The organism is Pseudoalteromonas sp. DY56-GL79 (assembly GCF_041414765.1).
Lineage (GTDB): Bacteria > Pseudomonadota > Gammaproteobacteria > Enterobacterales > Alteromonadaceae > Pseudoalteromonas > Pseudoalteromonas piscicida.
The window spans coordinates 114,948-135,871 of the sequence record NZ_JANHZS010000007.1 but is presented as its reverse complement, the minus strand read 5'-3'; the positions used below and the strand labels follow the sequence as shown (position 1 = coordinate 135,871).

The following is a 20,924-nucleotide window of genomic DNA, read 5'->3' as shown; positions in this document are numbered from 1 at the left end:
TTATCATGATTAATATCGCAATTAATGGCTATGGACGTATCGGTCGTAACGTACTTCGTGCACTGTACGAGTCAGGTCAGAATAAAGACATCAAAGTCGTTGCCATCAACGATCTCGCACCTGCAAACGTAAACGCACATTTGACTCAATTTGACTCTGTACATGGTCGCTTTCAAGAGCAGGTTGTTCTTAACGACAACACACTCGTTATCGGTGGTGACGAAATCACGCTAACGCAAGAGCGTGATCCTGCAAATCTTCCTTGGAAAGCGCTAAACGTTGATATCGTGCTTGAATGTACTGGGTTGTTCACTTCTCGTGAAGCTGCGGCTAAACACATTGAAGCCGGTGCGAAAAAAGTGATTGTATCTGCGCCGGGCACAGATATGGATGCAACGGTTGTTCATGGCGTTAACAGCGAAGTACTAAATGCTGAATCAACCATTATCTCTAACGCATCTTGTACCACAAACTGTCTTGCGCCTATTGCAAAAGTATTGAATGATACGATTGGTATTGAGCAAGGTAGCATGACAACCATTCATGCCTACACCAACGATCAGAATCTATCAGACGTTTACCACCCGGATTTATATCGTGCGCGTAGTGCTACTCAGTCAATGATCCCGACGAAAACGGGTGCGGCAAAGGCGGTTGGCTTAGTGCTTCCTGAACTTGCTGGCAAACTAGACGGTATGGCGGTTCGTGTGCCAACCATCAACGTATCACTGGTTGATTTAACGTTTGTTGCCAAGCGTGACACTTCAAAAGAAGAAGTGAATGCAGCAATCAAAGCGGCCGCTGAGGGCGCGATGAGTGCAATCCTTGAGTACAATGAATTACCTTTGGTTTCTATCGATTTCAACCACAATCCAGCTTCTTCAGTGTTTGACTCAACACAAACCAAAGTAGATGGAAAGCTGGTAAAAGTGATGGCTTGGTATGATAACGAATGGGGCTTCTCTTGCCGCATGCTAGACCAAGTTAAAGCACTAGGTGCATTTTTATAATCAGGATTAATTTCTAACCAAAAGCTCTGCAGATCGCGGAGCTTTTTTGTTTTTGACGGAAAAATTGCCATTCTTCCTTATCAATTAGTATAAGTTCCTTGAGGATCGGCAGCGTATATGGAAAAATTCACCACACAAATACCAATAACTCCAAACGAGGATTCAATTATGCGCATCATCTTGCTAGGCGCGCCGGGTGCAGGTAAAGGTACTCAAGCTCAATTTCTAATGGACAAATATGGGATCCCTCAGATCTCGACAGGCGACATGTTACGTGCTGCTATCAAAGAAGGGACTCCGCTGGGTCTTGAAGCGAAAAAAGTCATGGATGCAGGTCAACTAGTATCTGATGAAATCATTATCGGCTTGGTAAAAGAGCGCATCGCAAAAGAAGATTGTGCAAATGGCTTCTTGCTTGATGGCTTCCCACGCACAATTCCACAAGCAGACGCAATGAAAGAAAATGGCATCAAAGTTGACCATGTTATCGAATTTGATGTGGCAGATGAGATCATCGTTGAGCGTATGAGCGGTCGTCGTGTACACCCAGGTTCTGGTCGTGTTTACCATATCGTTTACAATCCGCCTAAAGTAGAAGGCAAAGATGACGTAACGGGTGAAGACCTAATCATTCGTGATGACGACACTGAAGAGACAGTCCGTAAACGTCTAGCGATTTACCATGAGCAAACTAAACCACTAGTAGACTACTACAGTGCAGAAGCGGATGCTGGTAACACGCAATATCACAAACTAGATGGTACACAAGCTGTTGATGCGGTGAGCAAGCAGTTAGGTGAACTATTGGGTTAATAATTAAGCGTTCGCTTGGTTAACATGTAGGAGTCCAAAGAGACTCCTACATTATTTCTAAACTAGCTAAATCGTTTTAATAAGTGCTGTAGTGGAAAGTAATACTTTCTTTTCGACTTGGCTCTGCATAATGGAAGTTGCCTGTGGCTTCTACTCTATGAACGATAGAGGCTGAAATACCCGCTTTAAATGCCTCACCATTAAACGTAGTTGTATTCCCTGAATCGTTAGGATTAATTTCAATACACTTGAAAGGTGTCGTGCTGTATGCACGACTGAAACAAAGCTCCACCGTTTCATTGCCAGGATCGGCGTAACCCGCTGAAGTATAGCTAACTCCAGTGATAGTACCCGTTTTACTTCCATATGGGATATCACTTAAATCGATGTTTAATACAGAAAACTCTGTTGTTGAAAGACCGCCTGCTGAGCTTAATACTAGCATCCGACTAGGTTGTTTTTCTTTCGTGATCATAAAGTTGTCAGCAATTGCTTGACCACTAAGCGCGAGTGAAGAAATGAAGAGGGCGGTAAGAGACATCTTTTTCATTAACAATTCCTTATTGTATAGTCTAATTCAAGCTACGCAGTGCAACTGCATATTGGCGTGATTGTAATGAACGAAGAATGTTTGGGTCAACCTTAGAATTGTAAGTTAATGCAACTAAATCAGTGGGTTATGGTTTTGTTTTGATGAGTCTTATGAGTAAGGGGCTGATGCCCCTTACCAGTTTTACGCTTTTGCGATAAATATAGCACGGAGTGGAGCGGGGTAGCCTTCAATGGTTTTGCTAGTGTCATTTGGATCTAAGAAATCAGCAAGCGACTCTGTTTCCATCCAAGGGGTTTGGCGCTGCTCGTCTAACGATGTGACGTCTTTGTTTACCACTTTGATATCTTTAAAGCCCACACGCTCAAGCCATAATGTTAATGCGTCGCAGCTTGGAATAAACCATACATTGCGCATCTTGGCGTAGCGGTCGGTCGGCACCAATACTGTATTTACATTGCCCTCAATCACGAGTGTTTCTAGCACCAGTTCGCCACCTTTTCTTAGCTGAGACTTTAGCTGCGCTAAAAAGTCGATTGGTGAACGACGGTGATATAGCACGCCCATTGAAAACACAGTATCAAATGCTTTTAACTCAGGCAGTTGCTCTACACCTAGTGGTAGTAAATGCACGTTTGGATCGGGGTTAAAGTGTTTAATCGTTTGGAATTGACACAAAAACAGATCGGAGGGATCAATGCCAACAACAAGTTCTGCGCCTTCACCGCGCATACGCCACAAGTGATAACCTGAGCCACAGCCGATATCCAAAACATTACGGCCGTGAAGGTCGCTAATATGGGGGAGCAGTCGGTCCCATTTCCAGTCGCTGCGCCACTCAGTATCAATATGGACGCCATGTAAATGAAATGGTCCCTTACGCCAAGGCATCATGCGTTTTAGTAAATGCGTTAACTGCTTTTGATGACCTTCATTAACGTCTTCGCCAGTACCTATCTCAACCTTGGTTTTTATATCAACATGCGTGGTTGAGATCTCAGGTAGATTTTTAATGATTTTTTCCCATTTCGGCCAGTCACCATGTTGGGCTTCTTTTTGCCAATGGCTAAGCTGCGCAGGCAACGTTTCTAGCCAATGGCTCAAAGGGGTTTTCGCAATGGTTGCATAAAAGTCGGTAAACCAATGATTCATAATTGCCTCTATTTTATTGCTACCATTGAGCAGAAGTTAAAGCACTGATACCACACTTGAGTTTGATTAAAGCCAATATCCTCTAATCTTGTCATATGGGTACTTAACGAGTCCGTGCGCATCACATTTTCAATCGCGGTGCGTTTTTGGCTGATCTCTAATTCTGAGTAGCCATTGTGGCGTTTAAAGTCGTGGTGAAGGTCGATAAGTAAGTTGTCTTTAGTACCGTTTTCACCGCGGATTTTTTCACTTAATAGCAGTACGCCACCAGGTTTTAAACCCTGATATATTTTTTCGAGAACCGCTTTGCGGTTTTCTGGTGGGATAAACTGTAGGGTGAAGTTCATCGCAACGACAGATGCATTGCTAATCTCTATTTCATTGATATCACCCAAAGTGACCGAGACTGGGACGTCAGATTTAAAGCCTTTTAAATGCAGTTGGCAACGCTCTACCATAGGCTGTGAATTATCCACGGCAATGATATGACAGTTTTCTTTATCTATATTTCTACGCATGCTTAGCGTGACCGCGCCTAAAGAGCAGCCTAAGTCATATAAGTTTGAGTTACTTTGCGCGTAAGTACCCGCAAGTTTGCCCATTGTGCTTACTATTGTCGCGTAGCCCGGCACTGAGCGCTGGATCATATCTGGAAATACTTCGACGACATTGGCGTCGAAAGTGAAATCTTTTACTGCTTGCTCAGTGGCATAAATACTGTCTTTGCCCGTCACATTGAATCTCTCTTTGAAAATAATCTCGCTATTTTAGCATTTTATGCTGGATAGTCAGTGATAAATTCAGTAGCTTGGCTACTATTAATAATAAGAAGTAAATATGAGACCAAAAATGGCGAAAAGCAAAGTGATTAGCACAGAAGATATCCTCTCAACGCTATGCCACTCAGTAACAGAAGTTCTGTCGTCGGCAAGCGGCAACCAAATTAACTATTCCGCGATGGTACAAAAGATCACTCGTACCTGTATGAGGCCTGACATCGGCTGTTTCGTATTGTTTGATGGCGGCTTTACCGGTTTAGTCGTAACTAATTTTACCGCGCAAGCAGCAATGGAGGTGTATACCGATTACATGCGCAACATGGGCATGCCTGAAGAAGAAATTGCGCATAGTCATTTATCCGATGACGTTGCCAATGTATTGGGTGAGTTGATGAACCAGATTGTTGGTGATTTCACCAACAAAGTACGTGAGCAGCTACATACCTCTATCACGCAAAACCAACCGAAGATGATGGCTATCAACAAACAGGTGCAGATCTCGGTAGACACAACAATGGATCGCCCGCAGGCAAGACGCGTTACCTTTACCACTCAAGGCCAGAATATTTTCTATCTTGAATTGGCAATGGATAAAACTGAATTTATTAAGCTACATGACTTTGATATTGCAGAGTCGGTAGACCCAGATGACATTATTGCAAGTCAGGCTGAGAAGAAAAAGCCAGCGAAGCCGCAGGAAGAAGATGTTGTAGATGACGACTTTATGGATCAGTTAGGACTGTAAAACCGTATTTAGAGCACCTAACAGAAAGGCCACATCTGTGGCCTTTCTGTTAGGTAAAAATCTTCATTTCGCCCTCGGATAAAATATATAGTAATGGCACTAATGCAGTGCGCCTTTTCCTGCATTAAGCTCAGGTGCTTCTTCTACATGCTTAATGGATGTTAGCATCATAAAGGCTTCATTGAACTCAAAGCGGGCGATGGCAGTTTTTAATTTCTGCAGTTCTGGTTCCGTCAAATAGCTACTTACTGAAATTGAGTCTACTAGCTCTGTGGCTTGAGTATCATAATCTCTTAACGCACACGCAAGCTGGATGAGTTCCTCTAATTGACTATTGCCACCTTTTTCTTCGTTGTTTTTCGTTACATTTTTTACCTGCTGAGACGCTTCTTTTTTACGGCGCTTTTGGCATTGTTCTAATGCATATTTAACGTATTTAATCAGCTCGTCAATTTCGCTTGCATTAGGTGGGCGGACATTAAGAGAAGCCTCAATGTGCTTAAACTCTTCAGTCAGCCTAACAATCGAAAGGTTAGCGCTAGCGCCTTTTAATGCATGTAACATGCTATGTGCAAGTTCAAAATTCTCAATGGCTAACGCCTGTTTTAAATTGATCAGCTCTTCAATCTGCTGGGATAGGAACTTTTCTAAGATATCGAAGTAAACTTTTTGGTTGCCCGCGGCTCGAGCAATACCCTCGGCAATATCAATGCCTTCAAATTCAATGACCTCATCAACTTCCTCTACCTCTGCTGTGACTTCTGTTGGGTTTGCTACTGGCGTTGCTAAAAGGTTACTGGTCTCAGCGCTTGCATATTTCAAAATGCTTTTAACGAGTTGCTCTACGTCGATGGGTTTTGTGACATGGTCATTCATACCAGCATCGATGCAAGTCTGGATGTCTTCTTCCATGGCATTGGCGGTCATCGCGAGAATAGGAAGTGTATTTTTATCGAACTCTATACGAAGGTTTTGCGTCGCGGTAATGCCATCCATCACTGGCATTTGCATATCCATTAAAACAATATCTATATGTTTGCTATGAACTTGCTCAATGGCTTCTTGCCCATTATCAGCGACCGCCACTTGCGCTCCGAAGCTAGATAAGATCTCAACAGCGATTTCCTGGTTAACAGGTTGATCCTCCGCAACCAAAATCGATATGCCATTTAGTGCTTGTTTACTAATCGTTTGTTCTTTTTTGGTGATAGTGGTTCTTACCTCTGGTGAGTCAAATACGGCATTTTGAATAACGTCCACAAGGTTTGACGGATTAATCGGCTTTAAAAGTACACCATCGACTAAACTGGCTTGGCTGTCGCTCAGGTTTAACTCCCGACCATAAGCTGTGACTAAAATAAACTTACTTTGTGACACATCGACTTGCGATTGCAGCTTAGTGATCATCTCGATGCCATCTAATTTTGGCATATGCCAATCGACGAAAATAAGATCGGGTAAATCTTGTGTTAGGACGAATTGATTTAATGCTTTATGAGGGTCCAAATAAGAACAAACTTGCATACCAAAATTTGTTAGCATACCACTTAACACGTCCAATGCATGTTGGTTATCGTCAATAATTGTTGCTGATAGCTCTGATAAGTGGGTTGACGCCATTTTCGCCTGACTCAGCTCGTCACTGACTTCCATTTCTAATGTGAAATAAAACTCCGAACCGACGTTTTCCTCACTCTCAACATATATTTCTCCCCCCATAAGCTTGACCAGTTGTTGCGAAATCGTGAGGCCAAGCCCAGTACCGCCATATTTTCGGGTGATCGAATTGTCTGCTTGAGAAAAAGATTGAAATAGGTTTTTTTGCTGGCGTTTATTCATGCCAATACCAGAGTCTTTGACGCTAAACTTAATTTTCGCTAACCCTTTTTCGACATTGACGAGGGCAACACGAATAACAACCTCACCGGTTTCTGTGAATTTAACCGCGTTACCCGCTAAATTGATGAGTACTTGGCTTATTCTAAATTGATCGCCAATCACGCAGTAGGGCACTTGTGAGTCAATATCAAAGACTAACTCTAGTTGTTTTTCTTGGGCTTTTACACTGACGATGGTGGCGACATTGTCGAGTAGTTTTTCTGTTGAAAAGGCCTGATATTCTAACTCGATTTTGCCAGCTTCGATTTTTGAAAAATCGAGTATATCGTTGATCAATCTAAGTAATTGCTTTGCCGCAGTATCTATTTTTGATACGTAGTCGTGCTGTTTTGCATTTAATTCGGTCGCGAGTGCGAGATGAGACATACCAATAATGGCGTTCATTGGGGTTCTAATTTCATGGCTCATGTTGGCGAGGAATTCGCTTTTCGCTTTTGCCGAGTTTTGGGCCAAGTCTTTCGCTTCTATGAGCTCGCGTTGTAGTTGGTTCCTCTCCGACACGTCAAGGTACATACCAACAATCCCAGCTACAGCGCCATTTTCATTAAAAAATGGCGCTTCGTATACAATAAGTTCCCGAGCTTGCTCTTGGCCATCGAGTAATAGTACTTCGTAGGTTTGCTCTTGGGTTGTGGTGATAATTTCGTGGGCTTTGGACTCAAATAGACTGGCTATTCCTAAATCAAAAATCTCTTCTAGTTTGGCGCCAATCACGTCTACTTCAAATTGATCTAACAGTGCCAAGAAGGACTTGTTTACCCCCATAAATACCCCGTCAGTAGATCGATAGTATGTAGGATTTGGGATAGCATTGATAATGTGGTGGGTAAGTTCAAGTTGTTCGCTTAAGGCCGACTCTGTCTTTTGTTGTTTTTCGATATTCTCATTAATAGCAAGCGCGAGACTTAAGTCCTTACACAAGTACTCAAGCGCTTCAAATTGGCTGTCTATCAACGCCTGTGCACTACCGACTAGTAGCACATAAACTACATGATTACCGATGGCTAGTGGAAAGCAATAACGGCTTTGTAACTTCACTTCAACTTCTTGTTCTTTGAGCCACAACGGTTCTTGTTGTACTTGTGGTTCATTATTTGTTGCGCAAAGCGCTATCGTGGACGCAATAATTGATTGGCTTGGTGTCACTCCATGGCTTTTCACTAACGACAATGTGTCGTCTTCTGAATTGGCATAGAGGCACACACTCGGTGCATTGAACTCATTGGCAATAAACTCTAATGCGTGGCGCACGATAGGCTCGGAACCCGTGATGGATTTTAGTTCGCGATTATAGTTTTCGATAATTGCGGCTGACGCCAACTTTTGGCTTTGAGAGGTGGTGGCAGCATGGATAGCTTGTGTGAGGCGTTTTACATCTGCGTCACTGTTTGTGGGGGCTACTGAAAGAGGGGCGCCGTTTAACGCTTGTTCACGTAACGTATTGACGATGCGATAGAGTGGGGAGAAATGTTTAGTGCGCATAAACCAAACATAAAAGCTTAAAAATAGTGTTAACACCGCGAAAGCAAGGCCATTAATCAACAGAATTTTAAGTTGTTGATTAGTGTGTGTTTCGAGTTCAGCGTTTGCGATGAGAGGTAGTTGTGAGATGGCGTTTTGATAACTTTGAGGTAAATAGACCTGTTCAACCGTGTTTGCTAAAAATTGAGATTTTAATCTTGCTTGGGTTTCATAAATTTGTTGTAGCGGTAGTGGTAATGAGTGACTTGGTGCAGGTTTGATATCATTGAGCCATTGGGCGTTTTTATCTTTGCTATATATCTCAAGTGAGAGGTGGTTGTGATAAGCGGTATTAACGTCGGTCGCGAGTGTGCTATGAGTGGTTGTTGAGTAGTAGATAAGCGTTGCGCTTCCTAAGGCTGCCATCAAGGCGAAAAGTGCGATCCAACTTAGTAATGCTTTTGAGGACATAAGTTATTATTTACGCGTGAATTTATATATAAACATAGTCGCGATATACAATTTCTCAAGCTATGCTGTAAAAAGTGTCTACCTTAAGGACTTGAGTAACGTTACATGTCAGACATTTTAATTGTTGACGATATGCCGGAAAACCTCCAAGTATTGCAGCTCATACTAAGAAAGGAAGGATATAAAGTATTGGCAGCACGAGGCGGGGACATTGCATTAGGTATCGTTAAAAAGCATCAGCCTGAATTAATTATTACTGATATAAAAATGCCAAACATGTCGGGGATTGAACTATGTAAAGTGCTTAAGTCCGACAACTCGACTGCGGCCATTCCCGTTATTTTTGTGAGTGCTTATGAAGACAGCGAGAGCTTGGTACAAGCATTCGAGGTTGGTGGTGTTGATTACATTACCAAACCCTATAAACCCGCTGAAATCATAGCCAGAGTAAACACCCAATTTAAGTTAATTGAAGCGCAAAAGTTAGCGGTAAAACAGCAGCTATCTAAAGCCATAAACCAAATGGTGATGGGGATTGCACACGAAATCAATACCCCGCTTGGTACCAGTATTACATCAAACACCTTTTTAGAAGGCGTCATGCAAGAGCTTCAAAGTGCACTTACCGCAGGTACGCTTACGCAGGATGGGCTGGTTACGGGGTTTGAACAGATCAAAGACAGCAGTGCGCTGTGCAGCCGTAATCTAGAAAAAGTGGCTAAGTTTGTCAGCTTATTGAAATCGGTCTCTCAGTCTGAGCGAGATAGCAGCTGTGCTGACGTTAAATTACAAGAAATAGAAACAAGACTGAAAAAAGATTTTTCAAAGCAAGACGTACAAATTCAGTTTGTTGGTAACACAACAACAGAGATTTATGTGGATGGACAAGCTCTGGTTGAGGTATTGAGCAACTTAGTTGAAAATTCCATTGCGCATGCTTGGATTGACCATGATCATCTTGCCACTATCACCTTTACGCACTCGGGTAACAATTTACATGTGAATTATACTGACAATGGAATAGGGCTTAGAGGAATTAGTACACAAGAGTTATTAAAACCATTTGTTACAACAAAAAGAGGTAATGCAGGTCATGTTGGGCTGAGCGCAAATTTAACTGCCAACTTGGTTTCAGGGGCACTCAATGGAGAGTTTAGTGTGAAAAATACACCGCAAGGATTGGAGTGGGATATTCAAATACCGATAGATGCACCCGATAATGCTTGATCTGCATCAAAAGTCTCAGGTCCTATACATAAAAGCGGACATAAGTCCTTATATCATTTGTCCTAATTCAATAAGCTCGCTCGCTGTTAAAACGTAATCTTTAAAAAGTACTCTGCTAACCATGTAATTAGCTACACTTTTTTAAGAATTATCGACAACACGATCGTATAAGGGCTTTTTAGCCTTTGCTGTTGCTGTTTTGAGCGAGTCTTGTCAAATACAAGTTTACTGCTTAAAAACAACCCCCTAGGTTAACAGACCCGATAACATACGCCTTACCTTCTACTAGGTACGCAGTGTTGAGATGACACGGGAAGTGCGTTATTTACTCCAATGTGCAATTGAGTAAATAACCATGAATTACTAATAATTTTGGTGGAACCATTATGCAACAGTTACCTACCGTAGACTATCAATCGCCAAATGCTGCGAAAGAATTTGTAGAATCTTTAAGAAACACGGGTTTTGGTGTACTAAAAAATCACCCAATCCCACAAGAGTTGGTTGAATCAATCTACAAACATTGGCAAGAATTTTTTAATTCAGAAGAAAAACACGAATTCCTTTTCAATAAAGAAACCCAAGATGGTTACTTCCCACCAGAAGTCTCTGAAGTTGCGAAAGGTTTTACAGTAAAAGACATTAAAGAGTACTTTCACGTTTATCCAAAAGGTCGCGTACCGGCCCAATTAGAAGCAGAAATTCGTGAATATTACCGTTTAGCGAGCGAGTTTGCTCAAGAATTGCTAAGCTGGGTACAAGCTGAAGCGCCTGCAGATGTGAGAGCGAGATTTTCCATTGATCTTAAAGATATGATCAAAGAATCAGAGCAGACATTACTGCGTATTCTTCATTACCCACCAATGACAGGCGATGAAGAACCGGGTGCAATTCGCGCCGCAGCTCATGGTGATATCAATCTACTTACTGTATTGCCTGCGGCAAATGAGCCTGGCCTACAAGTGCAAAGACAAGATGGCAGCTGGTTAGACGTACCATGCGACTTTGGTTCGCTAATTATTAACATTGGTGACATGCTGCAAGAGGCGTCGGGTGATTACTTCCCATCGACAATTCACCGTGTGATTAATCCTACAGGCAAAGCGTCGACGAAATCTCGCATTTCATTGCCGCTATTCTTACATCCAAGACCGGATGTTGTGTTGTCAGAGCGTTACACTGCAGATAGCTATTTGCAAGAGCGTTTAAGAGAACTTGGGGTTAAGTAATCTGCGAATAACCTGAACGATAAGGTTAAATCGATAAAGCGACTTGATGTAATATTGAGTCGCTTTTTATTATGTGTCTAACAATCCCTAATCTCTGTTAGTCCTTGTAATTTGACGATTATTGCAATTTTTCACTGACAATCCTCATAATCTGTGCAATATTAGTTTTTTTCAAAATGAAGAAATTTCTTGAAAAATTTAATGACAACGCTGTCATTTGTTGTGTAACATCAATTCAACATGAATGAAAAACCGTGTCTAACGAAAATAATAACGCGGTCTAATCCAGAACAAGGTAGGGGTCTTTACATGATGGCTAAACAGGTTAACCAAGACCAACTATACATCGGCGTCGATGGTGGTGGAACAAAATGCCGCGCTACAATTTATTCTCTTCAACATGGCGTTTTGGGTACGGGTCTAGGCGGTCCTGCGAATCCCTTACATGGTTTAGAGCGTACGCTTGAATCCATCATGGTATCGACACAAATGGCGTTACAAGACGCGGGTCTTCGTGTTGAACAAGTACATGAGCTAAATGCTGGTCTTGGCCTTGCAGGTGTTAACTTACCCGCGCTCTATGACAAAATCATGCAATGGGAGCATCCCTTTAAACAAATGTTCCTTACCACAGACTTACACACCGCGTGTATTGGTGCTCATGAAGGTAGCGATGGTGCCGTGATTATTACGGGCACCGGCTCCTGTGGTTTTGCCTTGGTTGATGGTAAAACAGTGAACTATGGTGGTCATGGCTTTGCTCAAGGCGATATGGGCAGTGGCGCATGGATGGGATTAGAGGCGGTAAAAGCTGCATTGCTCGATCTCGATGGCCTTGGCGAAAAAACGTCATTGAGCCAAGTATTACTAGAGCACTTCAGTGCGAAAGGGGCAATGGGTATTGCAGAGCAAATGGCGGGACAACCGTCTAGTGGTTATGCAAAGCTGGCTCGTTATGTATTAGAGCAAGCCAAGCTAAATGATGAAATTGCCCTTTCTATCGTAAAGTCTGGTGCGGAATATATTAGTCGTTTAGCAAAGCGTTTACTTGAACTAAACCCGCCTAGACTCTCTATGATTGGCGGATTATCAGAGCCGCTACAACCTTGGCTCGACCCAGAAGTTGCAAAGCAAGTCCAATTACCGAAACAACCTCCTGAAATGGGGGCAATTTACTTTGCAATTCAAAGTGCAGGTCAAGAATTAAAAAAGGCGAACTAATGACGACTCAATGTTATTTTGCTCCAGAATATTTTGATGGTGAAAGTTTTAGAAAAGACGTTTACTTCGAAATAAACAACGGCCAAATTGGTTATATCAATGAGTCGCAAGCGACCAATGTATCTAAGTTATCGGGACTAGTTGCACCAGGTTTTATTGACGTACAAGTTAATGGTGGTGGCGGTGCATTTTTTAACGCCGAGCAATCGACGGCATGCTTGGCGACTATGGTTAATGCACATGGCCAATTTGGTTCCACGGGATTAATGCCAACCCTTATCACTGACAAAATTGAAGTAATGCAACAAGCGGCAGATGCAACAGCAGAAGCGATTGCTACTAATCAGCCCGGAGTGCTTGGGATCCATTTTGAGGGCCCACACTTATCTCATCCTAAAAAGGGTACGCATAGCGAAAAGTTCATCAGGCCAATCTCAGAGCAAGAGTTTGCGGTATACGCGCGTCAAGATTTAGGCATCAAAATGGTGACTTTAGCACCTGAAACTGTGCCGCTTAGCGATATAGAGCGTTTGATTTCATTGGGTGTTAAAGTGTGTATCGGTCATTCAAACGCGGACTATGACACCGCCAGCGCCGCACTAAACGTTGGCGTGGATGGCTTTACGCACCTATTTAATGCAATGTCTGCGTTTACTTCCCGTGAGCCGGGCGTTGTCGGCGCGGCGCTTTGGAATGACAATAGTTGGTGTGGTTTGATTGTTGATGGCCACCACGTTCATCCATTGTCGGCGCAGCTTGCGATTCGTACTAAGCAGCGCGGCAAAATGATGCTAGTGACGGATGCCATGCCTCCGGTTGGGACTGATGATACGGAGTTTGACTTTTTTGATGGCAGAAAAGTTATTCGTACCGGTGATCGGTTAAATTCAACGACTGGTGAGCTTGCTGGCAGTGTATTGGATATGGCAAGTGCGGTGCGGAACACCGTTAATACGCTTAACGTGAGTCTAGCGGAGAGTTTACGCATGGCTTCTTTGTACCCAGCGCAATATCTTGGCCTGTCTCAAAAGGGGCATCTAAGATCGGGGGCTGATGCTGATTTCGTGGTGCTCGATAGCGATTTGATTGTGAAGCAAACCTATATTGGTGGTCAGTTGTTATAACTGATTTGCAATTGAATAGTGGACGGAAACGGCCGCTTAAGTTTCCCTGATAAAACCCCGCAGCAGTACCGCGGGGCTTTGTTTTTTAAGCTTAGTTAGGGCCTGTTGACCTTTGCTGTTTGATTTTTGTTCTTCTGAGTGTGTTTTGGTCGCGACGCTCGACTTGCCGCCTAGTAATCTAGGCAAAAGTTGAGCAACAATGAACAAAGCGCACTCAGGTGAACCCGAAGGGCTGCGCTTGATTGGCATTTCTACTGTGTTGCCCCACAAGGATGTGGGGTAAGGTGACTTTGCAGGAGCACAAAGTCTTTATCGCCTGACTTACATAGAATAACTATGCTACGCAGGCTCTGCCTAGTATAAATGGCAATCAAACTGCTGCAAAAACAAACTTGAAAGGTCAACAGGTCCTAGTATTTGGTTAAGCATGGGTGGATCGAGAACTCAGGAAGTTAATGTCGTGTGCGTAATGATAGAGTCATGATTGCAACGCGCATCAAAACTAACCTTGAGGCAAATGGATTTGCTTGATTGAGCGATCCATAGTTAATGTTTTCACGCGGATAAATAACAATGACAACGAATAATAAGCCAAAGCGACTTGCGTCTTTAGATGCCTTACGCGGCATGGATATGTTCTGGATCTTAGGTGGCCAGTCTATTTTTGCGGCACTGTTTGTATTGACCGGATGGCAAGGGTGGAAGGCGTTCGAAGCGCACACGCTACACAGCCCTTGGCATGGCTTCACTTTTTATGATCTTATCTTTCCACTGTTTATCTTTTTATCGGGTGTGGCGATGGGCTTGTCACCTAAACGTATCGACCATCTGCCCTTTAATGAACGTAAACCGTTTTATCTCAAAGCACTGAAGCGCCTTTTGTTACTGTGTGCTTTTGGCGTGTTATACAACCATGGTTGGGGAACTGGGATCCCAATGGATCCTGACGGTGTTCGCTACGCCAGTGTATTAGGTCGCATTGCGTTTGCTTGGTTCTTTTGTGCTTTATTGGTTTGGCATACGAGCTTGCGAACCTTGGCTTATGTGGGTGTAGGCATATTGATATTTTATTGGTTACTGCTTTGCTTTATCCCGGTTCCTGGTGGGCAAGCGGGGGACTTAAGTGCAAATGGTGTTGGTAGTTGGAATGCGTTCATTGATACGTATTTACTACCAGGGATCAGTTATCAAAATCGTCCGGTTGACCCTGAAGGTGTGCTGTCAAGCTTACCTGCCATTGTAAATGCTATCGCAGGTGTATTTGCTGGTCGTGCTATTGCTAATGCACAAACGCAGGGAGAATGGAAAACCGTTGGTATTTTGGCAGGCTCAGGTGTACTCGTCTTAGCACTAGGTTGGCTTTGGGACATGCAATTTCCAGTTAATAAAGAATTGTGGACAAGCTCATTTGTGCTAGTAACCGTCGGCTGGAGTGCAATTCTACTTGCAGTATTTTACGCGATAGTAGATGTACTGAGTTTTCAACGTTGGGCGTATCCTTTTGTTATTATTGGGGCTAATTCCATTATTATTTATTTAGCGTCGAGCTTAGTGAATTGGACCTTTATTAGTAAAAGCGTATTCGGTGGCGTGATCGCCTCCGTGCCAATTGCGTGGCAACCATTAATTGCTGTTTTTGCGCTACTGGCGGTACAGCTTTTAGTGCTGCATTGGATGTATAAACGCCGTATTTTTGTAAGTGTATAATAATTACAAGCCTTCTTTCAAAAAGCCCACCGTTGTGGGCTTTTTAACATCTTTCGATTGCATAGAGTAAAAAATATCCATATTTTTTTTCACTTTTGCTTTACAAGCGAATTATTTCTGATAATAATGACAGCGTTGTCATAATGGTAATAACCTAATGTTGTGTATCCCAATTAGGTTCGATCTGACCTTGCTTTGATTGCACGCGAGGCAAGGCTCAGATCCCATTTTATTCTAATCATCTCAACATTTGGTTAATCGTATGCAAGTAGTCATTTTAAAAGACGCTGCCGAAGTGGCAGCATATGGTGCAGACATTTTTACAACGCAATTAAAGCGTAAAGCTAACTCTGTGTTGGGATTAGCGACGGGTTCAACACCGGTCGCTTTGTATCAAGAATTAATTAAGCGTAACCAAGCGAACGAAATCAGTTTTGCTGAAGTTACCAGCTTTAACCTAGATGAATATTTAGGCTTAGATGGCTCGCACCCACAAAGTTATCGTTACTTTATGCAGCAGCAGCTGTTTGACCATGTCAACATTGATAAAAGTAACACGCACGTACCGCCGGGGGATGCAAAAAATCCAATTACGGCGTGCGGCGAATATGAAGCGCGTATTAAATCGGCTGGTGGTATTGATGTACAACTGTTAGGTATTGGCAGAAATGGCCATATTGGCTTTAACGAGCCATCTTCTGGCTTAACGTCACGCACTCGGGTTAAAACCCTAACGAAAGCGACGATTGATGATAATGCTCGTTTTTTTAAGGCTGATGAGTACCAACCTCACTTGTCAATCACAATGGGTATTGGCACGATTTTAGACGCTAAAAAAGTCGTGTTATTAGCGACGGGTGAAAATAAAGCCGATGCTGTTGTTGCTATGGTGGAAGGCCCGTTAACTGCGGCGTGTCCTGCTTCGGCACTACAAATGCATCGTGATGCTGTGATCGTCATCGATGAAGCTGCGGCATCTAAGCTAAAAGATATTGAATTCTATAAGCATATTGAAAACGAAAATCAAAAGTTGCTGGACTATCTTGCCTCTCTGTAGTGTGAAATCACACTGTAGTTTTCAAAAGCCCATTTATGGGCTTTTTTTTTGCCTGTACCTTTGTGCTATGGTAGTTTTAAGGTCTCGCCGAGGTGGATAAAATGTTCCAGAACACGAAGGAATAGGGGCTTGCTGTATTACACTCAAATGACGTTAGACAGAGCGTCTAACGAAAGAAAAGATCAAAACTGGTTATTATCTCAAATGGGTGACAATAGTCGCTGGTTATTAATTCAAGACGACGCTAATTTAGTGCGTGCCCGAGATAATGAATTACATTATCTTTCTCGAACAGAAGTCGCTGATTTAGCACTCCAAGACGCGATATTCTTAGGTCGTGACGAAGCGCACAGCTATTTTGCGCTTGACGTCTCTAAACAACGAGACAAGCTTTCTTTTATTGACACCGAGTCAGAATTCATCGACATGCGCCAAGTGGGTCGTAACTTACCAAAGCAACAAGGCTCAATTGGCGTGCTTGCACGAGGCTTATGTTACTGGCATAAAACCCATTGTTTTTGTGGACGTTGTGGGCAACCCAATAAAATGGTTGAAGCAGGTCACGCAAGACGTTGTGTTAACCCTGAATGCCGCCATATGACGTTTCCACGTACAGATCCCGCCGTTATCATGCTTGTCACTCATGTTTTCCCTGATGGCGTTGAACGCTGTTTGTTGGGCCGTCAGGCTGTTTGGCCAGAAGGTGTATTTTCGACGCTGGCTGGATTTGTTGACCCCGGTGAGACGTTAGAGCAAGCCGTGATAAGGGAAGTGATGGAAGAGGCGGGTGTTGAAGCATACGACGCCACTTATATTGCCTCACAGCCTTGGCCGTTTCCGTCTTCACTTATGCTTGGGTTTATCGCGAAGGCGAAAACCACAGAGATTTTTGTCGAGCAAGATGAGCTTGAGCAGGCTAAATGGTTTTCACGGGCGGAGCTTAATACATTTTCAGAGTGGGGCGATACAAAGCCCGGCTATAAACTCACCAGAGAAGACTCTATCTCCAGATATTTAGTTGAATACTGGCGTGCACAATCAGAAGAGTAATTATGAAAAAGCATACTAAAATCGTTGCTGCTGGAAGAAAAGCAGAATATACCAAAGGGGTAGTAAACCCAGTTGTTCAGCGCGCCTCTACTGTAGTTTTTGAGAGCGTTGCCGAAATGCAAGAAGCGATAAAAGGCCGTGGACATCGCACACTGTTTTACGGCCGCCGTGGTACCAATACCCATTTCGCCTTGCAAGATGCCATTACTGAGCTTGAAAATGGTGCAGGTTGCGCTTTGTATCCGTCTGGTGCTGCTGCTATCGCACAGTCACTACTGTCATTTTTAAAAGCAGGCGATCACTTGCTGATGGTGGATACTGCGTATGAGCCAACCAGAGATTTGTGCGATAAGCTGTTAAAAGGCTATGGTATCGAAACCACTTATTATGACCCTATGGTTGGCGCTGGTATTGACGCGTTAATTCAAGACAATACCAAAGTGTTGTTCTTAGAGTCTCCAGGTTCAATTACCATGGAAGTTCAAGATGTGCCTGCAATGGTTGAAGTTGCAAAGCGCCGTGGCGTTATCACTATGCTTGATAATACGTGGGGCAATGGCTGGCAATTTCGTCCGCTCGATCATGGTGTTGATATCAGCATTCAAGCGGCAACCAAGTATATTGTTGGGCATTCGGATGTCATGATGGGGGTTGCCGTTGCAAATGAGCGTTATTGGCCTGAGCTTAGAGAGCACTCGTATTTACTTGGTCAATGTACCTCTGCAGATGATGCTTATTTAGCACTACGTGGGTTACGTACTATGCCTGCGAGGTTAAAACAGCACGAGCAGTCGGCAATGACGGTGGCGAAATGGCTCGAAGCGCATCCGCTCGTGGACCACGTTAGACATCCCGCTTTTGAGACTTGCCCAGGCCATGAATTCTTCAAGCGAGACTTTGATGGCAGTAATGGTTTGTTTTCAATCGTAATGAAAGAAGGTAGCCAAAAGGCGATTAACCGTTTCTTAGATGCCTTATCCCATTTTAAAATGGGTTTCTCATGGGGCGGCTATGAAAGTTTAGTTACAGCCAATAAAACCATGGAGCATTTGCGATCAACCACAGGTTGGGCATTGGGCCCGGTGATCCGCCTTCACATCGGTCTTGAAGACGTAGAAGACTTGATCGAAGATTTAGAACACGCACTTAAGGTCTACGAACAAAACCTCGGTAAATCTTAAAACCTCGGCTCAACTTATCGGTATGGGGTGCTTCGTTTTAAATGAGGTACCTCGGACTTGTTTATACCATTATGAAGGTCGCATGTTTTTCATCACCTTGACCCAAGTAGTGCCATTAACTAATACTTCCATTTCATAATTCTCCAAAATCTGTAGACACAGATCATATAAAGCTAGTTTTATGGCGTTGAAAGGAGTAACTTTATTTACGTATTTTTGCCAGCTTCACATAAAATAATACATAGGAAGTTTCAAGGAGAATTATATGATGGAAGTAATGTGAAGTAGTATCAGCGTCATAAGTGCGCTTGTTTACATCGGTTTTATTTTTTTGTGTATACCAATTCCCCTCTTTATTTACCTTATTTCAAAACGAGTCAAAGAAATGAGAGATTTAGCGGTGGAATCAAGAATGGAAATTAAAGAGATCAATGCCAGTTTGAAGTACTTTAAACGTAAGTACAGGGAATCTATTGAGGAAGGTAATATTTAAGACTTACGTCACAAGAATATTACAACCCAAATTCAAGGAAAAGTGATGAAATTAAGTTTATTGATTATGTTACCGATAGTCTCACTCAGCGCTTGTGTGGTAATGCCCGTTAAGGATACTGCCCACATCAACAAGTGTGAGATTTCATCGGATAGAAAAACCCTAAAAATAGTCGATGTTGCAGACGAAACCAATACGTATTATTCCGTGAGTGGAATTATATTAACGCCGATACTCGTTCCTACTACTGCTATTATTTCGGGAACTTATGTGTTGGCAAATAATGCCTATCGTCTTGGGGAAGAGACGATAAAATGCGAAAACAAATCTTAAAACCAACTACAAACTTGTTTAATTGTTGCGTCGTGCTCTGTATTTGAGCACCTAGCTTATTACGTAGAAGACCACAATAATCTAGAGTAAGGCAAATCGCTGACACCCACCACTAATTTGCACCTTCCTAAGATACCGCCTACGCTTTGATTGTGCACTCAAAGGATTGAGGAAAATAAATTATGGCAACTGCCCGTAAAAAACAACAAATCGCTGACACCCACCACTAATTTGCACCCACCACTAATTTGCACCTTCCTAAGATACCGCCTAAGCTTTAATTCTGCACTCAAAGGATTGAGGAAACCAAACTATGGCAACTGCCCGTAAAAGACAAATCAGTCTAACCGACACCAAATACTACCACTGTATCTCCCGCTGCGTAAGGCGCGCTTTTCTGTGCGGTGAAGATAAATTTACTGGCAAATCATACGAACACCGGCGGGATTGGGTTGAAGAAAAGCTATTGATGTTGGGATCTGTGTTTTGTATTGATGTTTGTGCTTACGCCGTGATGAGTAATCACACTCACATTGTTTTATATGTTGATGATAGAAAGGCTAAGCGTCTGTCGGATAAAGCGACTGTGATACGATGGCACAAGTTATTTAAAGGTAATTGGATAAGCCAAAAGTTTATTGAAGATGAGCCACTGAATGATTCGGAGCAATTGATACTCGATGAGCTGGTTGATAAGTACAGAGAAAGACTCGCAGATATTAGCTGGTTTATGCGAGTGCTTAACGAAGACATCGCCCGTAGAGCAAATAAAGAAGATAATTGTACAGGCCGGTTTTGGGAAGGACGATTCAAATCCCAAGCATTACTGGATGAAGCAGCACTGGCTGCTTGTCTCGCTTACGTAGACTTGAATCCCATTAGAGCCAAAATTGCCACAACGCCTGAAACCTCAGACTACACCAGCATCAAAAAGCGAATTGACCATGCAAAGCTGGGAAAACAACCAAAAAGCCTACTACGCTTTGCTGGCAGCCCACGAAAACATATGCCAAAAGGTCTGCCTTTTGAACTCAAATCCTATATTGAATTAGTTGAACTCACAGGCCAATGTATTCGAGCCGACAAGCGAGGCTATATCTTTGAGTCTCAACCCATTCTTACTCGATTAAATATAGAACCGGAGAACTGGATAAAGCTTACTACGCAATTTTCTCGGGTATTTCATGGTGCAGTGGGCCGAGAACGGACAATAACCGCTTACTGTGAAACATTGCGAAAACGACGACGGACAAACCTAACAAACTGCGAGCGCTTGTTGGCTTAGCAAACTCACATTCTCAATTTTAGAATTTCTTACTTCCGTATTTACAGCGCTTTGTCGTGCGCGATAACTCAGTTTTGGTGTAGAGATATGCTTGGGCGACAAGAATTGGCCTATCTAATAACGTTTTTGTACCTAGC

Annotated in this window: 17 protein-coding genes; 13 read left to right on the top strand and 4 right to left on the bottom strand. The window is 43.0% G+C overall.

The genetic code is table 11. The annotated features are described in order from the left end of the window. Positions 1–5: 5 nt before the first annotated feature. Both gap and adk read left to right on the top strand, forming a co-directional pair. Entirely contained in the window at positions 6–1,010 is a 1,005-nt protein-coding gene (gap, locus tag NO992_RS07010; protein ID WP_010604051.1) for a type I glyceraldehyde-3-phosphate dehydrogenase, read from the top strand. A gap of 168 nt (positions 1,011–1,178) precedes the next feature. Beyond that, positions 1,179–1,823 (top strand): adenylate kinase, encoded by a 645-nt coding sequence (adk, locus tag NO992_RS07005; RefSeq protein ID WP_010378026.1) that lies wholly within the window; start codon positions 1,179–1,181, stop codon positions 1,821–1,823. A gap of 76 nt (positions 1,824–1,899) precedes the next feature. Here adk and NO992_RS07000 read toward each other — a convergent pair whose 3' ends face one another. The 3 genes from NO992_RS07000 to cmoA form a co-directional block, all read right to left on the bottom strand. Beyond that, positions 1,900–2,373: a hypothetical protein gene (locus NO992_RS07000; protein WP_010378028.1), complete on the bottom strand. Its 474-nt coding sequence runs from the start codon at positions 2,371–2,373 to the stop codon at positions 1,900–1,902. Positions 2,374–2,556: 183 nt separating this feature from the next. Beyond that, positions 2,557–3,525, bottom strand: a complete 969-nt coding sequence (cmoB, locus tag NO992_RS06995) for a tRNA 5-methoxyuridine(34)/uridine 5-oxyacetic acid(34) synthase CmoB (RefSeq protein WP_371375518.1) — start codon at positions 3,523–3,525, stop codon at positions 2,557–2,559. Positions 3,526–3,533: 8 nt separating this feature from the next. Continuing rightward, complete coding sequence (gene cmoA / locus NO992_RS06990; protein ID WP_010378032.1) at positions 3,534–4,259, bottom strand: carboxy-S-adenosyl-L-methionine synthase CmoA; 726 nt, start codon at positions 4,257–4,259, stop codon at positions 3,534–3,536. Positions 4,260–4,374: 115 nt separating this feature from the next. Here cmoA and NO992_RS06985 point away from each other — a divergent pair, with 115 nt between their 5' ends. Beyond that, a complete protein-coding gene (locus NO992_RS06985; RefSeq protein WP_010378035.1) occupies positions 4,375–5,049 on the top strand; it encodes a DUF3334 family protein in 675 nt (224 codons plus the stop codon). A 99-nt stretch (positions 5,050–5,148) separates the two neighbouring features. Here the strand turns inward: NO992_RS06985 and NO992_RS06980 are convergent, their stop codons facing one another. Next, positions 5,149–8,880: a response regulator gene (locus NO992_RS06980; RefSeq protein WP_371375515.1), complete on the bottom strand. Its 3,732-nt coding sequence runs from the start codon at positions 8,878–8,880 to the stop codon at positions 5,149–5,151. Positions 8,881–8,985: 105 nt separating this feature from the next. Here NO992_RS06980 and NO992_RS06975 point away from each other — a divergent pair, with 105 nt between their 5' ends. The 10 genes from NO992_RS06975 (at position 8,986) to NO992_RS06930 (ending at position 20,787) form a co-directional block, all read left to right on the top strand. Then, positions 8,986–10,107 carry a hybrid sensor histidine kinase/response regulator gene (locus tag NO992_RS06975; RefSeq protein WP_010378038.1) on the top strand — a complete coding sequence of 374 codons (1,122 nt, stop codon included), beginning with the start codon at positions 8,986–8,988 and terminating at the stop codon, positions 10,105–10,107. A gap of 386 nt (positions 10,108–10,493) precedes the next feature. Continuing rightward, positions 10,494–11,336, top strand: a complete 843-nt coding sequence (locus NO992_RS06970) for an isopenicillin N synthase family oxygenase (protein ID WP_017219251.1) — start codon at positions 10,494–10,496, stop codon at positions 11,334–11,336. 309 nt (positions 11,337–11,645) lie between these two features. Continuing rightward, entirely contained in the window at positions 11,646–12,557 is a 912-nt protein-coding gene (nagK, locus tag NO992_RS06965) for an N-acetylglucosamine kinase (RefSeq protein WP_010378041.1), read from the top strand. Continuing rightward, the gene (gene nagA, locus NO992_RS06960; RefSeq protein WP_371375510.1) at positions 12,557–13,681 is read left to right on the top strand and encodes an N-acetylglucosamine-6-phosphate deacetylase; all 1,125 of its coding nucleotides are present in this window, start codon (positions 12,557–12,559) and stop codon (positions 13,679–13,681) included. Before nagK ends, nagA begins: the two co-directional genes overlap by 1 nt. Before the next feature lie 573 nt (positions 13,682–14,254). Beyond that, positions 14,255–15,388, top strand: a complete 1,134-nt coding sequence (gene nagX / locus NO992_RS06955; RefSeq protein WP_371375506.1) for a transmembrane glucosamine N-acetyltransferase NagX — start codon at positions 14,255–14,257, stop codon at positions 15,386–15,388. A gap of 262 nt (positions 15,389–15,650) precedes the next feature. After that, complete coding sequence (nagB, locus tag NO992_RS06950; RefSeq protein ID WP_371375503.1) at positions 15,651–16,445, top strand: glucosamine-6-phosphate deaminase; 795 nt, start codon at positions 15,651–15,653, stop codon at positions 16,443–16,445. Positions 16,446–16,592: 147 nt separating this feature from the next. Next, on the top strand, positions 16,593–17,495 hold the full coding sequence (nudC, locus tag NO992_RS06945; protein WP_371375591.1) for an NAD(+) diphosphatase: 903 nt from the start codon (positions 16,593–16,595) through the stop codon (positions 17,493–17,495). 2 nt (positions 17,496–17,497) lie between these two features. After that, positions 17,498–18,676, top strand: coding sequence for a cystathionine beta-lyase (locus NO992_RS06940; RefSeq protein WP_130164351.1), 1,179 nt, complete (start codon positions 17,498–17,500; stop codon positions 18,674–18,676). Between the two features lie 538 nt (positions 18,677–19,214). Continuing rightward, positions 19,215–19,502 (top strand): hypothetical protein, encoded by a 288-nt coding sequence (locus NO992_RS06935; RefSeq protein WP_010378050.1) that lies wholly within the window; start codon positions 19,215–19,217, stop codon positions 19,500–19,502. 313 nt (positions 19,503–19,815) lie between these two features. Further along, on the top strand, positions 19,816–20,787 hold the full coding sequence (locus NO992_RS06930) for a transposase (protein WP_371375499.1): 972 nt from the start codon (positions 19,816–19,818) through the stop codon (positions 20,785–20,787). The last annotated feature ends 137 nt before the right edge of the window (positions 20,788–20,924 follow it).

What these genes read in the sequence shown, in the direction of transcription:
- NO992_RS06935 (WP_010378050.1), top strand. Translation starts at nt 19,215, where the DNA reads ATGAAATTAAGTTTATTGATTATGTTACCGATAGTCTCACTCAGCGCT.
- nagX (WP_371375506.1), top strand. Translation starts at nt 14,255, where the DNA reads ATGACAACGAATAATAAGCCAAAGCGACTTGCGTCTTTAGATGCCTTA.
- nagA (WP_371375510.1), top strand. Translation starts at nt 12,557, where the DNA reads ATGACGACTCAATGTTATTTTGCTCCAGAATATTTTGATGGTGAAAGT.
- NO992_RS06980 (WP_371375515.1), bottom strand. Translation starts at nt 8,880, where the DNA reads ATGTCCTCAAAAGCATTACTAAGTTGGATCGCACTTTTCGCCTTGATG.
- NO992_RS06930 (WP_371375499.1), top strand. Translation starts at nt 19,816, where the DNA reads ATGGCAACTGCCCGTAAAAGACAAATCAGTCTAACCGACACCAAATAC.
- cmoB (WP_371375518.1), bottom strand. Translation starts at nt 3,525, where the DNA reads ATGAATCATTGGTTTACCGACTTTTATGCAACCATTGCGAAAACCCCT.
- NO992_RS07000 (WP_010378028.1), bottom strand. Translation starts at nt 2,373, where the DNA reads ATGAAAAAGATGTCTCTTACCGCCCTCTTCATTTCTTCACTCGCGCTT.
- NO992_RS06985 (WP_010378035.1), top strand. Translation starts at nt 4,375, where the DNA reads ATGGCGAAAAGCAAAGTGATTAGCACAGAAGATATCCTCTCAACGCTA.
- NO992_RS06940 (WP_130164351.1), top strand. Translation starts at nt 17,498, where the DNA reads ATGAAAAAGCATACTAAAATCGTTGCTGCTGGAAGAAAAGCAGAATAT.
- gap (WP_010604051.1), top strand. Translation starts at nt 6, where the DNA reads ATGATTAATATCGCAATTAATGGCTATGGACGTATCGGTCGTAACGTA.
- adk (WP_010378026.1), top strand. Translation starts at nt 1,179, where the DNA reads ATGCGCATCATCTTGCTAGGCGCGCCGGGTGCAGGTAAAGGTACTCAA.
- NO992_RS06975 (WP_010378038.1), top strand. Translation starts at nt 8,986, where the DNA reads ATGTCAGACATTTTAATTGTTGACGATATGCCGGAAAACCTCCAAGTA.
- nagB (WP_371375503.1), top strand. Translation starts at nt 15,651, where the DNA reads ATGCAAGTAGTCATTTTAAAAGACGCTGCCGAAGTGGCAGCATATGGT.
- NO992_RS06970 (WP_017219251.1), top strand. Translation starts at nt 10,494, where the DNA reads ATGCAACAGTTACCTACCGTAGACTATCAATCGCCAAATGCTGCGAAA.
- nudC (WP_371375591.1), top strand. Translation starts at nt 16,593, where the DNA reads ATGACGTTAGACAGAGCGTCTAACGAAAGAAAAGATCAAAACTGGTTA.
- nagK (WP_010378041.1), top strand. Translation starts at nt 11,646, where the DNA reads ATGATGGCTAAACAGGTTAACCAAGACCAACTATACATCGGCGTCGAT.